Origin of the sequence: Bradyrhizobium sp. (assembly GCF_035309285.1) — a bacterium.
Taxonomy (GTDB): Bacteria; Pseudomonadota; Alphaproteobacteria; order Rhizobiales; family Xanthobacteraceae; genus Bradyrhizobium.
In genome coordinates this window covers 16,100-31,030 of record NZ_DATGFH010000007.1, presented here as the reverse complement: position 1 = coordinate 31,030, position 14,931 = coordinate 16,100, and the positions used below count along the sequence as shown (strand labels likewise).

14 protein-coding genes are annotated in these 14,931 nt (G+C 62.6%); 3 read left to right on the top strand and 11 right to left on the bottom strand.

Features of this window, described 5'->3' with window-relative positions; genetic code table 11:
• Positions 1-33: 33 nt before the first annotated feature.
• From VKR55_RS02390 to VKR55_RS02345, 10 genes are all read right to left on the bottom strand, one after another.
• Positions 34-843 (bottom strand): hypothetical protein, encoded by an 810-nt coding sequence (locus tag VKR55_RS02390; protein ID WP_324399282.1) that lies wholly within the window; start codon positions 841-843, stop codon positions 34-36.
• Between the two features lie 309 nt (positions 844-1,152).
• Positions 1,153-1,914 (bottom strand): slipin family protein, encoded by a 762-nt coding sequence (locus tag VKR55_RS02385; protein WP_324399280.1) that lies wholly within the window; start codon positions 1,912-1,914, stop codon positions 1,153-1,155.
• Positions 1,911-3,272 (bottom strand): NfeD family protein, encoded by a 1,362-nt coding sequence (locus tag VKR55_RS02380; RefSeq protein WP_324399278.1) that lies wholly within the window; start codon positions 3,270-3,272, stop codon positions 1,911-1,913. Before VKR55_RS02380 ends, VKR55_RS02385 begins: the two co-directional genes overlap by 4 nt.
• Positions 3,273-3,427: 155 nt before the next feature.
• Positions 3,428-4,936, bottom strand: coding sequence for an outer membrane protein assembly factor BamB family protein (locus VKR55_RS02375; protein ID WP_324399276.1), 1,509 nt, complete (start codon positions 4,934-4,936; stop codon positions 3,428-3,430).
• Positions 4,937-4,997: 61 nt separating this feature from the next.
• Complete coding sequence (locus VKR55_RS02370) at positions 4,998-5,987, bottom strand: Gfo/Idh/MocA family protein (protein ID WP_324399274.1); 990 nt, start codon at positions 5,985-5,987, stop codon at positions 4,998-5,000.
• 132 nt (positions 5,988-6,119) lie between these two features.
• Positions 6,120-6,980 (bottom strand): ABC transporter ATP-binding protein, encoded by an 861-nt coding sequence (locus tag VKR55_RS02365; RefSeq protein WP_414642285.1) that lies wholly within the window; start codon positions 6,978-6,980, stop codon positions 6,120-6,122.
• Positions 6,981-6,989: 9 nt separating this feature from the next.
• The gene (locus tag VKR55_RS02360) at positions 6,990-7,676 is read right to left on the bottom strand and encodes a hypothetical protein (protein WP_324399272.1); all 687 of its coding nucleotides are present in this window, start codon (positions 7,674-7,676) and stop codon (positions 6,990-6,992) included.
• A complete protein-coding gene (locus tag VKR55_RS02355) occupies positions 7,676-8,614 on the bottom strand; it encodes an ABC transporter permease (protein WP_324399270.1) in 939 nt (312 codons plus the stop codon). The genes VKR55_RS02360 and VKR55_RS02355 overlap by 1 nt, the downstream gene beginning before the upstream one ends.
• Before the next feature lie 48 nt (positions 8,615-8,662).
• Positions 8,663-10,027 carry an ABC transporter substrate-binding protein gene (locus tag VKR55_RS02350; RefSeq protein ID WP_324399268.1) on the bottom strand — a complete coding sequence of 455 codons (1,365 nt, stop codon included), beginning with the start codon at positions 10,025-10,027 and terminating at the stop codon, positions 8,663-8,665.
• 291 nt (positions 10,028-10,318) lie between these two features.
• Complete coding sequence (locus VKR55_RS02345) at positions 10,319-11,038, bottom strand: GntR family transcriptional regulator (RefSeq protein WP_324399266.1); 720 nt, start codon at positions 11,036-11,038, stop codon at positions 10,319-10,321.
• Positions 11,039-11,287: 249 nt separating this feature from the next.
• Between VKR55_RS02345 and VKR55_RS02340 the strand changes: the two genes are divergently transcribed.
• Complete coding sequence (locus tag VKR55_RS02340) at positions 11,288-12,058, top strand: Crp/Fnr family transcriptional regulator (protein WP_324399263.1); 771 nt, start codon at positions 11,288-11,290, stop codon at positions 12,056-12,058.
• Here VKR55_RS02340 and VKR55_RS02335 read toward each other — a convergent pair.
• Positions 12,013-12,615, bottom strand: a complete 603-nt coding sequence (locus tag VKR55_RS02335) for a hypothetical protein (RefSeq protein ID WP_324399261.1) — start codon at positions 12,613-12,615, stop codon at positions 12,013-12,015. The two genes, VKR55_RS02340 and VKR55_RS02335, sit on opposite strands and share 46 nt — an antisense overlap.
• Here VKR55_RS02335 and VKR55_RS02330 point away from each other — a divergent pair.
• Together VKR55_RS02330 and VKR55_RS02325 are read left to right on the top strand one after the other, a co-directional pair.
• Entirely contained in the window at positions 12,596-13,960 is a 1,365-nt protein-coding gene (locus VKR55_RS02330) for an arylsulfatase (RefSeq protein ID WP_324399259.1), read from the top strand. The two genes, VKR55_RS02335 and VKR55_RS02330, sit on opposite strands and share 20 nt — an antisense overlap.
• Before the next feature lie 93 nt (positions 13,961-14,053).
• Complete coding sequence (locus tag VKR55_RS02325) at positions 14,054-14,923, top strand: formylglycine-generating enzyme family protein (RefSeq protein WP_324399376.1); 870 nt, start codon at positions 14,054-14,056, stop codon at positions 14,921-14,923.
• Positions 14,924-14,931 lie beyond the last annotated feature (8 nt).

Sequence of the window (14,931 nt, the reverse complement as noted above, 5' to 3'; positions counted from 1 at the left end):
GGCCACGCGCGGCGAGGGCCATGCCCGCCACTTTCAATCCGCTTTATGCGGCGGCTGGTAGATGTCTCGCGAGACCATAAGTTTTACAACCATCCGATCAGACGCACTGGTGAGTCCAAAGCCAACACCGGCCTCGATATTGACGAGCTCGCTTCTGTAGTCGATGACGCCGAATAGCTGATGCTGCTGCTGCTCAAACGGCAGGAAGTGCTTGATCACTCCATAATCGGAATACACCTCGGCGGCAACGGCCCATGTTTTCGATACATTATATGCAAGCCGGGCTGACGGCGCGAAGTCCAGTTGATTGAAGCCCTGCCAGGAGTTGTCCAGGATCGGATTGATGATGAAATCGAATTTCCCCAAATGCCAGCCTATGATCGGCCGTATCTCCGAAGTGGATCGATTGGGATCCCAATGTCTGGAATTGAAGCTGAATTCGAAATTGATGCCGTAGAAGAAGGTCCGCTCGGCTGCATTTGGCACCACAAATAGCTCGCGCACTTTGAACGCATCGAGTGTCGGCCCCGACCCGTTGGCTACGCTATAGAGCGGCAAATAAAGGCCCTGCTCGAACCAGTCGGTGACACCCCAAGCCCACTCGGGGACGCCATTGAGTGTTTGATCGGGTACCAGCCCGCCAGGAAAGCGTGGCGTTTTCAGCCCTTTGGGCGTGAAATTGTTATGGACCATCAGGTTGAAGACGCCGGGTTTGGCGATCTCGGCATCATACACCTGTATTTCGTCGGTTTGTGCGAGAGCAGTCGCCGGCCCGAGCATCAGGAACAAGGCGACCGCGATGGGCTCTACAATTCCCTCTATCCAGCGCGCTCGTCGCTTCATTAGCCGTGCTCCGCCACGGCTGCGAGCTTACTTCAAAACATCCTTCCGCAACAGCGAGCGCTCGCGTCAGTGGGTCCCAGGTTCGAGCCCTGCTGCGCCGATCAAGCTTCCCTGCGCTCGCAATGAATGGGCGGGATGGCTGCGCGTTACCACAGCGGCTAGCTCGTTCCCGGCGGCGTGGAGCACTCTCTCACGCAGAAGCCTTGGCGACCGAGGACGCCTTCACCTGGTTTCGATCCACATCCCAAATTCATGTCTGTGCCAGCCGAGCCTCATGCGAGCGCTGCTTTTGGCAAACGGCGGCGGACATCAGCTTGATGCGCTGCGCGGGCCAAGGTGGTCGAGCAGATTCACCGGGAGCGGAAAAACCACGGTCGAGGACCGGTCGCCCGCGATGTCATGCAGCGCGGCGAAATAGCGCAATTGCATCGCCTGCGGTTCCTGGGCGAGGGCTCGGCCGGCCTCGACGAGCTTCTCGGCCGCCTGTTGTTCGCCGATCGCGTTGATCACCTTGGCGCGCCGCAGTCGCTCGGCCTCGGCCTGTTTGGCGATGGCGCGCACCATGGTTTCGTTGATATCGACATCCTTGATCTCGACGCCGGTAACCTTGATGCCCCAGGCGTCCGTTTGCTTGTCGAGGATCTCCTGGATGTCGGCGTTGAGCTTGTCGCGTTCTGCAAGGATCTCGTCCAAATCGTGCTTGCCGAGCACCGAGCGCAGCGTGGTCTGCGCCAGCTGGCTGGTCGCGGCCATGTAATCGCCGACCTTGATGATGGCGCGCTCGGGATCGACGATACGGAAGTACAGGACGGCATTGACGCTGACCGAGACGTTGTCGCGTGAAATCACGTCCTGTGGCGGCACGACTTGCACCGCGACCCTGAGATCAGCCTTTACCATCTGCTGCACGACGGGAATGAGGATGATGAGCCCCGGACCTTTGACGCCGGTGAAGCGGCCGAGTGTGAAGACGACGCCGCGCTCGTATTCGCGCAGGACGCGAATCGCCGAGCTCAAAAAGATGATGACGATCACTACGATCGCTACGTAGGTCAAATAATCGAGTATCATGACGCATCTCCTTTGCCGGTCAGTGCCGGCCGTCGTCGCACCATCAGCGTCAAATCCATGACGCTGGCCACCTCGACCAGCTCTCCTGGCTTGAAGGTGTCGACGCCGCGCGCCTGCCAGCGTTCGCCTTGCGTAAACACGTGACCCTGGTTTTCGGACCAGTCGAGGACCTCGGCAGTCAGGCCGCGCATGGCCTGCGCGCCGACCCGCACTGGACCCTTGCGGGCGCGCCAGAGCGAGCGGAACACGGCGAGTATGAGGCCGATGAACATCGCCGCCGCGATGCCGACGACCCACAACGACAGGTGGAAGCCGGGCGCCTGGACGTTGAACAGCATTGCCGCTCCGAACACAAAGGCAATGACTCCGCCAACACCGAGAACGACGGTCGGGTTGAAGGCTTCTATGGCCAACAGCATGATCCCGACCAGCATCAACGCGAGCCCGGCGTAGTTCACCGGCAGCACATTGAGGGCATAGAGGCCGAGCAAGAGGCAGATCGTTCCGACCACTCCGGGAGCAACGGCGCCTGGTGACACAAATTCGAAAATCAGGCCGTAGACGCCGACCAGCAGCAGGATCAGCGCAACATTGGGATCCGTGATCACAGCGAGGAGACGCGAGATCCAGCCGGGTTTAATCGGCGCGATCACGGCATCCCTGGTCGTCAGGCGTCGCGTCTTGCCACCTGGAAGCTCGACCGTGCGACCGTCGACCTGCCTCAGCAATTGGACCTGATCGGGCGCGACGAGATCGATGACGTGCTCCTGTAACGCGGCGCCGGCCGAGAGGCTCGCTGCCTCGCGAACCGCCTTCTCCGCCCAGTCGGCATTGCGGCCACGCAGCTCGGCGAGGCTGCGGATGAAAGCAACGGCATCGTTCGTGATCTTTGCCGTCATGGCATCCTTCGGCTTGTCCTTGCCGCTCTGATCGGGCAAGCCCGGGACCGAACCGCCGATCTGAACGGGTGTCGCGGCGCCGAGATTGGTACCCGGCGCCATTGCCGCGATGTGGGTCGCGTAAAGAATGTAGGTTCCGGCGCTGGCTGCGTGGGCCCCGGGCGGCGCGACGTAACCGATGACGGGTATCGGCGATGCCATCACCTCCGCGATGATGTCGCGCATGCTGGTGGCGAGGCCGCCGGGCGTATTCAGACGCAGAATGACGACCTCGGCGTGTCGCTTGGCTGCCGTAGCAAACGCAGCTTTCACGTAGCTCGCTGTGGCAGGTCCGATCGCCCCATCGATTGAAATCGTCAGTGCAAGACTGTCGCTCTCCCCCGCTGCGGCGGAAAGGAGGGAGACAGGCAGAGCGACGATCGCGAGCGCCGCAACGAGGGCCGCCTTTATGGTCTGCACGGCACGGACTCCCTTGCCGAGAACGTGGGGTTCCGTTGCGGAACCTCAAGGGCTCATGGACGCAGATTGGTGATGGCCGCAGGCCGGTTGTGCAATGCGATGGCTTTGGTCGTTGGGACGACTCCCCTTGAGCAGGCGTGTGAGCGCAGTGAAATTCAGAATTTGAACGCGTAGATTTGCTCGTCGGCGCCGACATAGAGGCGGTCGTGCGTTGCGATCGGCGTCTGAAAACGCCGGAGACCGCTCAAGGGCTCGCTGACAAAGATCGGCTCGCCCGTATCGCCGCGGAACGCGTGCAGCCGATCGTCGCCTTCGGCGCCAAGCATCCATACGATCGGATCGGAGTGCCCGTCCGTAGTGGTCGCAATGGGGGAGCCGCGGCCGCGAACCGCGCCGCACCAGGCGGCGGCCATCGCCGGCGGAGGGCCTGCCGTGATCTTCAAGACCGTCAGATCGTGACCCCGGCCCGGCGGGCAATGCGTTCCCGACGCGCGGAATGCAACAAAGACATCGTTGCCGACTCGATAGGTGGCCGGCGCAGTGATGATCAATGACTGCGATACTGTTTCGACCGCGAGCTGGCCGCCGACACCGCCCAGGCGATTTCGGTCAAGAAGATAGGCTTTGCCATCCTTTCCCAGTGCCAGGATCAGAGCGCGGTTGCCGCCCGCGCCGGGAACGTCGAGCGGGAGCGGATTGCTGCCTCCGAGATCCGCATCGTGGGCATCGAGTGTTTTCCAATCCGATGGTGCAAAATAGTCCCTCTTGTCATCGCTGCGGCGCAGACCGGCCCCGACACGAAACACGGCTTCGCCGTCGCTCCAGCTCGTCGCGCCGAACGTATTCCCGGTGGCAAAGTAGATGTCATGCCCGGCAACGCTCGGTCCGCCCGGCGACCAGATGCCGCCTCCGCGCGCCCGTGTCTCGAAGCTGACCAGCTTGCTCGGATCATGCAGGGATAGTCCGACAACCCAGCCATGAAAATCTCCACAATCCCCGAAGTGGCCGCTGAAGGCGACGTAGAGCGTGTTATCAAGAAGCGTGAGCGCCGCGCGCTGATTCTGCACGCGCGGATCAAACTGCCGTCCCGACCGCCGCAGAGCGTCGGCAACATCGATCGGCCAGCCCGGAAGAACGGTGCCATCCCTGGTCGAGAGCGCAAACACTTCGTGACGCGGGCCGTTTGCCTGCTCCACGGCCGCATCGAAATAGATGGCTTCCGTCGCCGGATCGATCACCGGCGTTCCGGTGATGCCAAGCGGATTGATATTCCCGCACGGCAATGACGAGGCTCGCACGGCACGTCCAATCGCGCGCTTCCATATTTCCTTGCCCGTCGTCGCATCGAAGGCCTGAACGACGTCGTCCTCCGTCGCCACAAACAACGTTGCCGTGCTGGCGCCGGGCGGACGCCAGTACAGCGGCTGGGCATACATCGCGCCCGCCACACGGGCGTTGAAGGTGCGATCGAGCTGGACCGATCCGACTTTCGCCCAAGACAATGCCGGAACGACGTACTGGCCGCTTCGGCTGTTGTCACCGTGATAGGTCAGAATCGAGCCGTCTTGAGCGAAGGCAGCGGATAGCGGCAACAGCGCAAATGCAAGTAGCGCCGCGGTCAGGGCAGGGGGCGGCGAGATCGAGAGGGCACGTCGGATGGCCATGAGCGCCTAACAGGCCCGCGCGAGTTCGGTTCCACCAGCGTAACGTTTGCTGGCGTTGCCTTCAGGCGGAGACCGTCGACTTGCGCAAGGGGCCAGCCTTGGCATAGGCGTCGCCCACCAACCGCATGATCGGGACCATGTCCGACAGTCTCGCCAGCGGCGGCCGGCCGGCGCGGACGCGGTCGAGCACATCGCGCATGAAGGTGCGATAATGGGCCACGTTGGTGGTGTGGCTGGCGATCATTTGTCGCTCGCCGGAACTGTGTACCAGCTCGACGGTCTCCGGATCGTGCGCGACAAGATAGTCGTGCGGCGTGCGCACGGCGTAGTGCATGTCAAACGTGCTGGTGGGGGCCGGGTAGAGGTACCCGGTTTCGATCACGCAGAGATCAGCACCTTGTTCGAGCACCACCAGGCCGTAATCCTCCACCGGATGTCCGAAGGCGGCATTGGACATGGTGGCGTGGCGCACCCGCGCGTCCGCGCCCATCAGAAGCAGCGCGAGATCGAAGAAATGGATACCGAGGTTTATCGTGCTGCCGCCGCCCGAGAGCGCGGGGTCGAGCATCCAGTGACAGTTCGCCTGCTGATAGCGCGCTGGAAAGCCGGCGATGAAGCGAAAGCTCATGTACTGGGTACCCTGCGCCGCAATTTTTCGCAGCAGCAGGGTGAAGTCACCATTGCGGAACACCAGCGGCACGGCGGCGAAATTGCCGGTACGTTCCTCCAGTGCGGCAAGTTCGATTGCGTCACGCGCGTTCAATCCGCAGGGCTTCTCGAGCGCGAAGGGAATTCCCTCCTCGAGCAGAAATCTCGCCTCTTCCACCATGTCGCAATGGCGACCGAGTGCGACGACGAAATCCGGACGCGTCTTGCGGCACAGCGCGCGGAAGTCGGTATCGCCTGCGCAGCCGAGCCGCGCCGCCAAGGCCTTGACACAGGCGGCGTCCGGGTCGCTGACGCCCACCACCTGCACGCCCTCGATCTGCAGAGCAGGGTCGAGATAGAGAGGCAGGTGCCAATGCGAGGCTCCGATAAAGGCGAGTTTCATGGGGCGAGTCCGGTGGCAAAGCGCGATGAATCATCCAATACGCCAGCACCGTGCTATTAAGCCGGCGCGCAGGTATTGAACAGATCCAGCGCCCTGGCATTGTCGCCGAAGTCGCCAATGCTCCGAACGACGTTATCGGTTCTGCTGCTCGAAGGCCCGGATGCTTTCGGCGCGGATTTTCTCCAGACACTGCCGCTTCAGCCCGATGAAATCGGCGTCGGTAGCGATATCAAGCGTGCGCGGCCGCGGGATCGGAACCGTGAGGTCGGCTATGATCCGTCCGGGACTGGCGCTCATGATCAGCACGCGGTCGGCCAGGAACAGCGCCTCGTCGACGTCGTGGGTGATAAAGATCACGGTGATGCCGAACTCGCTCCAGATGCGCAGCAGGCTCTCCTGCATCATCACCCTGGTCTGGGCATCGAGCGCGCCGAAAGGCTCGTCCATCAACAGCACGCTCGGGTAGTTCGCCAGCGCCCGGGCAATGCCCACGCGCTGCTGCATGCCGCCCGACAGCTCGCCCGGATAACGGTCTGCGAAGCGCGACAAACCGACCAGCTCCAGAAACGTGTCGGCCACGGCGTCGGGAAAGGCTGCTCCGGTCACTTTCGGCCCGAAGCGGATGTTCTGGCGGATCGTCATCCAGGGAAACAGCGAATATTGCTGGAACACCATGCCGCGGTCGGGACCCGGACGCTCGACCGCGACGCCGTCGACCGTGACGACCCCATCGGAGGGTTTGACATAGCCCGCGACACAATTCAGCAAGGTCGACTTGCCGCAGCCGGACGGCCCGAGCAGGCACACGAACTCACCGGGCTTGACCTCGAGCGAAGTCCGCTCCACGGCCGCATGGCGCTTCGCGCCGGTGCCGAACATCACGCCGACGTCGTTGATCACGACATGACCCTTGCTGGACCGAACGCGGTGCTTGGGCTTGATTTTGGGTGGCGGCGGGACGGCGTTTCCGAGCGTGATGATGTTCTTGAGCATCTTGCGTCCTCAGGCTTGATGTTGGGCAAGGCGGCGGGGCGCCGCCGCGTCGCCGCCGAATGCGATCGGATGGTCCCCCGCCAGAGCGTAGTCTGCGGCCACCAGCAGGCCGAACCCGGCCAGGGTGATATCGGCGCCGAACGGCTGCAGCCCGAAAGCGGTCGAAACCCCGACGCCGAGCAGAGTTAGCCCGACGACCCAGGTCGGCGATGCGCAGCACACCACCCACATCATGGTGATGCTGGTAAAGCCGACCAGGGCGGCACCGAGCCCCGTCGCAGTGGCGCCGGAGTAGAGGGTCGTGCGTGGACAGGATCGCGACCGTCGCTGCAGCAGCAGCACGTTGGTGGCGACCAGAGCGCCGAGTGCGACGACGATCAACAGCTTCGACGGGATGAGCTCGACGCTCCATTCGGAAATGCCGTGCCCGTAATCGCGGTTCATGTATCCGATCTCGAGCAGCCATTCGTCGAGCGCGATCGGTATCATGTCGCGGATCGAGGGCGTCGAGCGGATGATCACCACGACGTTGTGGACGAAATCATGCAGCCTCACGTAGTTCGGCAGCTCGCCAAAGCTGATGACGACGCTTGCCACCAGCGCGGCGTAGTAAGCGGCGACGAATCCCGTCGTGATCGCGAGCCAGCGCCATTTGTGCGCGACCACCGTCTGCGTGATGACCGCAAGCCTTGCCATCAGCGCGTCCTGCGTTGCCATGCGAGGAAGGGGCGCGTCAGCAGGCGCACGCCGTAGGTCGAGAATGTTCCGAGCGCGCCGATCGCGAACATGCCGACGACGATGTCCGGATAGTTGATCAGCGAATAGGCGTTCCAGGTAAAGTAGCCGATGCCGTACTGGCCGCTGATGATCTCGCCCGCAAGCAGCGAGAACCATGCCACTCCCATGCCGATGGCAAGCCCGGCGGCGATGCTCGGCAACGCCGCCGGAATGACGACGTACCAGAACACCTCAAGCCGGTTCGCGCCAAGCGTCCGCGCCGCACGTATCAGCACTTCGGGGGTTTGCTCCACGCCATGGATGGTGTTCAGGATGATCGGGAACAGCGCACCGAGGAAGGTGATGTAGATGATCGAGGATTCCTCGGTCGGCATCATCAGGATCGCCAGCGGGATCCACGCGACCGCCGGAATCGGGCGCAGGATCTCCAGATACGGCATCAGGATATCGCGAGCGAGCTTCGAGCGGCCCATGACCAGGCCGATCAATACGCCGAGGCCGGTCGCAAGCCCGTAGGCGTAGAGGATGCGGCGCATGCTGACGAGGATGTGCAGGTAGAATGTGGTTTCGCGCAAATGGGCCCAGAACGCCTGTCCGACCTGGAGCGGCGACGGCACGTTCGAGAAGCGGATGTACCATTCGATACTGTTCTTCGTCGCCAGATGCCAAAGCAGCACGCCGACCACGACCGACGCAATGCTGATGCTCCAGCTCTTTGCCGCCGCTTCAAGTCGTTCGCGCCGCGATTCCCTGGTCGCGGACGGCGGCGGTGCGTCGTCGTGCTCGGCATGCTCTTCATGCGCGACCTGACGCGGCCGCTCCGCATTGTCCGCGGGTGATGCCGCCGTATCGTCCGTCGACGAGACCAACTGGATCGGACTTGCAGGTGAACTCATTGCGCAATCCTTATGACCTGTTCACGCCAGGGTTATTTTCGAAGGCTCTCAAAAAGCGATGCTGGTGACCGCGTCGGCGTAGCTGAGCACCTTGCCGTTGACCGAAGCCGCGTATGTCTTGGCGTCCGCCTCGCGCAGGAAGCTCGCGTAGGCGCCGTCGGCACCGAGCACATAGAATGCGGAGTTGCCGAACATCTTGAGGCCGCTCGTCTGGTCATACACGTAGGTGGAATTGAGCTTTGCTCCGGACGCCTGGTATTTGGCGACGGCGGCGAGAAATTCCTTCACGGTCGGGTACGTCAGGATGCCGTCGCGCGAGTGCCAGATCTCGTTCGGCAAGCCCTTGTTCGCGGTCAGCGGATCCACGACGACGGCCTGCTGCGCGTCGTAGTCGAGCTTCATCTCGGCATAGGCCTGCCTGATGAAGCGGTCGTCGATCCACGGCTTGACGTCGAGCGCCGGAGACAGGCTCGCATGGGTCAGCACGTCGTTGTCGAACTTGAGGGTCTTTGCCCATTGCGGCTTCAACGTCGGGTCGAGCGTGAGATGGCCTCCCTTGGAGTAATACAGATAGAGCACCTCCTTCTCGACGCCGGTCCATTTCTCCATCATCTCGGTCGCCTTGACCGGATCGCTCCTGACCCACTGCTCGGCGTCGTAGATCGCCTTGATGAAGGCAACCACGATCTCCGGATACTTGTCGGCGAAGTCCTTTCGCACGACGACGCCGTGCAAGTACGGTATCCCGGTTTCGCTGCCATCGTAGATCACGCGGCCGGTGCCGCGAAATTGCATGATCTCGGACCACGGACAGAAGTCGGCGTGAGCGTCAATTTTCTTCGCGGCGATGTTGGCGGCGCCGACCGTCGGGCTCTGGTTCTTGAGCTCGATATCGGAGAGCGGAATCTTCGCGTCGTCGAGCGCCTTGACCAGCATGCCCCAGGCGGCGCTGCCGACCGGTGTGGAAACGGATTTGCCACGCAAATCCGCGATCGAATGGATGTCGGAGCTCACTGGAACGACGATGGCGTTGCCCGAGCCCTTCCGATTGTAGGCGGTGCCGGATACCAGCAGCGTCCGCAGGCTCGAGGTCTGCTGGAATTTGGCCCCGTTCACGACCAGCGGATAATCGCCCATCACGCCGAAGCTCAGCTTGTTCGCCAGCATCTGGTTGGTGATTGGCGCGCCGGATTCGTAGTCGCTCCACGTCACGTCATACTGCGCATCGGCATACTTGCCGTCATGCGGCAGATGCTTCTCGAGGAGTTTCAGCTCCTTGACGATGATCCCCGCCGGATAGGTGTCGGTGCACATGCTCTGATGGCCGATGCCGATGTGGATGGTCTCGGCTGCCGCCAACCCGATCGTCGACAGGTTCAGTGCTGCTACGATGGCCAGTGTCCGCTTGATCATGACCTCTCCTGCTCCTGCTGTTACTCGTCTTAGATTTGACTAATGAGTACGCAAGCCGCGTGCCACAGACCTGCGGGCTCTGGCATTTCCAGTAAGTCATTGTAATAGTAGCTGTTTTTTCTTGGCGGCGGAGACCCGAGCTGCCCGTCTGCTGTCCGATTGACCTGCGGCGCATTTACGATTGCTTAAGAAATCTGCACCGGCAAAGACGGCGATCAATACAAGTCAGGCGCATCGGTGACGGGGTGGCGGAGAGCGGCGACCGCGCGCCGCAAGCGCTGCGGCGGTTCGTTACCAGCGCGGTCCGCGGACGCGGAACTGGAAGGAGTCGGGCCGCGCATAGAGGCGCTCGAAGTCGACCGGCCGACCCGAGCGATCATGGGTTAGCCGTACGATCCGCACCAGCGGATCAGGCCCTGGAAGGCCGAGCCGCTGGGCCACGTCGGTTTCCGCCGCGGCGACGTTCAGCGAAATGTCTGCATAACTCAGCTCGATGCCGAGTTCATGCTCGAGCAAGGCGAAGATATCGACATGCGTGAGATCGAGTTTTGCCAGCCGCTGACCGATGTCGAGCGGGAAATGGCTGACGTCGTAGGAGAATGCGGCGCCCCCTGCAATTCGCACCCTGGAGATGCGAACGACTGACGCGTTCTGTTCCAGCCGCAGCCCGTTCCTCACCTCGGTCGTGGCGCGCAGCTCCGACACTTCGACGACTTCGGAGTGCACCTCGATGCCCAGTGGCGCGACCAGTTCACCAAAGCCCTGCAGCCGTCCGAGATCCTGCACCACCTGGACCCGGCGCACGAAGTAGCCCTTGCCCTGGCGGCTTTCAATGAGACCTGCCTTGCGCAGCGCATCGAGCGCGAGGCGAACAGTGACGCGGCTGACGCCAAACTGGGCCCCGAGTTCGCTTTCGGAGGGAATTCGATCGTCTTCGGCGAAGACGCCGCGAATGATCTGCTCACGCAGTGAATCGCGCACCGCTACGTATTTGTATCGGCCGCCGGCCACCGGTGATCCCGCCTTGCTCCGCCTTGCGCGACGTCCCGCCTGTTTTGCCCGCGGCGGATTGCGAGCGGGGTAGCCACCCCTCCAGTTGGGTCTCAAAAACGCCCTTAACCAAACGCCACGGTAGGATGCCGCTCGCTCCGCCGTCGGTCAACTAATTGCCCTCGCACGCACGTCAGATGCTAAGAATATGGGCAGGAGGGTGCCGGCGTACCCTTGGATGGCTAGATCGATCCTATCAAGAAGTAGCTGATGGCCCTGACCAAGCCTCCCGAAACAGCGCAGCGAATTGCCCGGACCACCCGGTCCGTGCCGCGCTCGATGCTGCTTGCCGAAAATGAGAAGCTCGCGGGCGGGCCGATGCCCCTGTTTCAGGAATTGACCGAGCGCGAGCAGAAGGAGGTGCTGGCCCAGGGGATCCGGCGCGTCATCCACCGCCGGCAAATGCTGTTTGCCCAAGGCACGCCGCACGACGGTATCTACCTGATCGAGACCGGCCGCATGCGCGTGTTCTATACCGCACCATCGGGGCGCGAGATAACGCTGGCCTATTGGCATCCCGGCAATTTCGTCGGCGGGCCGGAGGTGTTCGGATCGGGTCTTCATTTGTGGTCCGGCGCGGCGGTCGCCGACTCCAGCGTCGTGCACTTCCCGGGCAAGGTCTTGCGCCGGCTGGTGCTGCAGATACCGAGCCTCGCGATCGGCGTCATCGAAGGTCTCGCGTTCAAGGGCAAGTGTTATTCGGCGCTGGCGCAGATGCTCGGCACCCGCTCGGTGATCGAGCGGCTGGCGCATCTCTTGTTGCATCTCGCCGACAGTTACGGTGTGCGCCAGCACAACGGCATTGTGATTTCCGCCGCGCTCACCCATGCCGACATTGCGCATATGGTCGGCGCGACGCGCCAATGGGTCACCATCAGCCTGAAACGCTTCGAGGAACAGGGCATTCTTACCTCGAGCAAATCGAAAATCGTGATTCACTCCCTCGACAAGCTTAACGAGCTGCGGGGAGGACTGGCGTAAGCCGCTTTCTTGAGCGTGTCGTGCGCCGGGCTGCCTAAAATTTCGTCAGCCGCCAGAAATTTTGCAATTAATCGACACGCTTTTGCGAACTCTGTTTGATCTCGCCCGCCCCGTCTTGAATATCGCCATGCAGGCCTCGCGATCTTGCGAAACTGCACGATTGCATCGCAGAGCTCGTTGGTATCTGCGACCGGCGATCGAAACGTAACTGTTGATCCGTTGGACGTGAGGATGCGGCGCTGAAACATGCGCCGCATGAGGGAGAGGCTTTGCCGCGACCAGGCGCCAGCTTTCGCAATGAGCGACACCGTGCGCAGTCCGGGGCTTTTGGCCTTTGGGACCGCGGCCTCGGCCGCGTCGCAGCGCTGTGGCGCAGGCTCACCGGAACCATGATGGGCTACCGGCCCGAACGCCACTACATGCGCGGGCCTGGTCCAAGGTGGCATCAGCGCCATTCCGGCGTAGCTGCGTATTCCCGAAACCATCTTGCGGATCAAGATCTGGCGCCAGGCCGCGCCAACAACTTGGAGTAATTGGATGGCAAACAAACCAAACATTCTGTTCTTCCATGTCGACAACCTCGGCATGGGCGAGCTCGGCTGCTACGGCGGCGGCATCCTGCGCGGTGCCGACACCAGGCGCATGGACACGTTCGCGAAGGAAGGCATGAAGCTCACGCACTATGTCGTCGAGCCGCAGTGCACGCCGACGCGCTCGGCGCTGATGACGGGTCGGTTTCCGATCCGCTCGGGCAATCACACCATTGCGCTCGGCGGCAATGCGAGCGGCATCGTCTCCTGGGAGCGCACCATCGCCTCGATCCTGGCGGAAGCGGGCTACACCTCCTCGATCTACGGCAAGTGGCATATCGGCGCCGAGAACGGGCGTTTCCCGACCGACCACGGCTTCGACGAATGGTACGGGCCGCTTCGGACCTACGACGAATGCATGTGGCTGGAAGATCCGCATTACGAGCCGGAGCGCGACGGTTACTCGCATATGCATGAAGGCGTGAAGGGCAAGGGAGCGTGGCCGCTCAAGGACGAGCAGCTCACGATGCAGACCAAGAAGACCTGCGACCTCGAATACCAGAAGCGCGCCATCAAGTTCATGGAGAAGGCGGTCAAGGAGGACAAGCCCTTCTACTGCTACTTCAACCACTCGCTGATGCACTTCCCGATGAGCCCGCGCGACGAATTCGTCGGCAAGAGCACCAACGGCGACTGGGGCGACTGCCTGCTCATGCTGGACCACGATTTCGGCGTCCTGCTGGACACGCTTGACCGGCTCGGCGTCCGCGACAACACCATCGTCGTGATGTGCGGCGACAATGGCGCCGAAGATCATCTCGCCGGCCGCGGCACCGGCGGCTTCTTCGACGGCTCCTACTTCTCCTCGGCCGAAGGCGGCATCCGCACGCCGCTCCTGATCCGATGGCCGGCTCACATCCCGGCAGGGGTCGAAAGCAACGAGATGGTGCATGTCACCGACATGTTCACCACGCTGCTCAAGTTCGTCGGCTGCGAGCCGCCGAAGGACCGGCTGATCGACGGCAAGGATCAGACCGGGTTCTTCCTTGGCAAGCATAAGGAGTCCAGCCGCGAGTCCTGCATGGTCTGGCTCAAGGACGAACTGCATGCGGTGAAGTGGAAGGACTTCAAGATCAACTTCAAGCGCCAGCAGCACTTCCATGATCCCGAGCTGCCGCTCGGCTTTGCGCGCATCACCCACCTGCAGGAGGATCCGAAGGAGCGCGAGGCGGTCAACCAGCGTTACGTGCGCTGGTGGGTCATGCAGCACGCCCACCGCGTCGTGCGCGAGTTCGAGGACAGCGTGAAGAAGGAGGAGCTGATTCCACCCGGCGCGCCGCTCGATTTCGTGCCGAAACAGTACGCGCGCTGAGCCGTGGAACAGGTCGCAGCAGATTGCTGCTCGAGACCCGGCGCGCCGCCGCAACGCGGCGCGCTGGCGGCGGCGACGGTCGGCCGGGAAGACATGGTCTTCATTCCCGGCGGCACCTTTCTGATGGGCTCGAATGCGTTCTACCGCGAGGAGCGGCCGGTCCAACGCGTGAGCACCGATGGATTCTGGATCGACCGCTTTCCGGTGACGAACGCGCAGTTCCGCCGCTTCGTCGACGCGACCGGGTACGTTACCTTTTCGGAGCGCGCGCCGACGCGTGAGATGTATCCGGACGCGGCGGCCGAATTCCTCGTTCCGGGCTCGCTCGTGTTCGTCAAGCCGCCGCGGCCGGTCAGCTTGCGCGACTACCGCGCCTGGTGGGCCTATGTGCCCGGCGCCAACTGGCGTCATCCCAACGGTCCGAACAGCTCGATTGCGCATCGGGACAACCATCCCGTCGTCCATGTCGCCTACGAGGACGCATCTGCCTATGCGGCGTGGGCGGGCAAGGCACTGCCTGGCGAGGTCGAGTGGGAGTACGCCGCGCGCGGCGGGCTCGAGGGTGCGGCCTATCCCTGGGGCGATGCCGCAAATCCCGAAGGCCGATTCATGGCCAACACCTGGCAGGGGCGATTTCCGTTCGAGAACCTCGCCGAGGACGGCTACGAAGGCACGTCGCCCGTCGATGCTTTCCCGCCAAATGGTTACGGGCTTCACGACATGGTCGGCAACGTCTGGGAGTGGACTTCCACGCCCTATGCGTCGAGCCATGATGCCGAGAAATCCTGCTGTCATCGTGAGACGCTGGACCAACGCAGTCATTTGCAGGTGGTGAAAGGCGGATCGCATCTCTGCGCTCCCAATTACTGCCTGCGCTTCCGCCCGGCCGCACGACAGGGCGAGACGAGAGACTCCTCGACCTGTCACATCGGATTTCGATGCATCGTGCGCGAGCCGAGCTGATTTAAGCG

What these genes read in the sequence shown, in the direction of transcription:
- VKR55_RS02390 (WP_324399282.1), bottom strand. Translation starts at nt 843, where the DNA reads ATGAAGCGACGAGCGCGCTGGATAGAGGGAATTGTAGAGCCCATCGCG.
- VKR55_RS02385 (WP_324399280.1), bottom strand. Translation starts at nt 1,914, where the DNA reads ATGATACTCGATTATTTGACCTACGTAGCGATCGTAGTGATCGTCATC.
- VKR55_RS02375 (WP_324399276.1), bottom strand. Translation starts at nt 4,936, where the DNA reads ATGGCCATCCGACGTGCCCTCTCGATCTCGCCGCCCCCTGCCCTGACC.
- VKR55_RS02370 (WP_324399274.1), bottom strand. Translation starts at nt 5,987, where the DNA reads ATGAAACTCGCCTTTATCGGAGCCTCGCATTGGCACCTGCCTCTCTAT.
- VKR55_RS02365 (WP_414642285.1), bottom strand. Translation starts at nt 6,980, where the DNA reads ATGCTCAAGAACATCATCACGCTCGGAAACGCCGTCCCGCCGCCACCC.
- VKR55_RS02360 (WP_324399272.1), bottom strand. Translation starts at nt 7,676, where the DNA reads ATGGCAAGGCTTGCGGTCATCACGCAGACGGTGGTCGCGCACAAATGG.
- VKR55_RS02355 (WP_324399270.1), bottom strand. Translation starts at nt 8,614, where the DNA reads ATGAGTTCACCTGCAAGTCCGATCCAGTTGGTCTCGTCGACGGACGAT.
- VKR55_RS02350 (WP_324399268.1), bottom strand. Translation starts at nt 10,027, where the DNA reads ATGATCAAGCGGACACTGGCCATCGTAGCAGCACTGAACCTGTCGACG.
- VKR55_RS02340 (WP_324399263.1), top strand. Translation starts at nt 11,288, where the DNA reads ATGGCCCTGACCAAGCCTCCCGAAACAGCGCAGCGAATTGCCCGGACC.
- VKR55_RS02330 (WP_324399259.1), top strand. Translation starts at nt 12,596, where the DNA reads ATGGCAAACAAACCAAACATTCTGTTCTTCCATGTCGACAACCTCGGC.
- VKR55_RS02335 (WP_324399261.1), bottom strand. Translation starts at nt 12,615, where the DNA reads ATGTTTGGTTTGTTTGCCATCCAATTACTCCAAGTTGTTGGCGCGGCC.
- VKR55_RS02325 (WP_324399376.1), top strand. Translation starts at nt 14,054, where the DNA reads ATGGTCTTCATTCCCGGCGGCACCTTTCTGATGGGCTCGAATGCGTTC.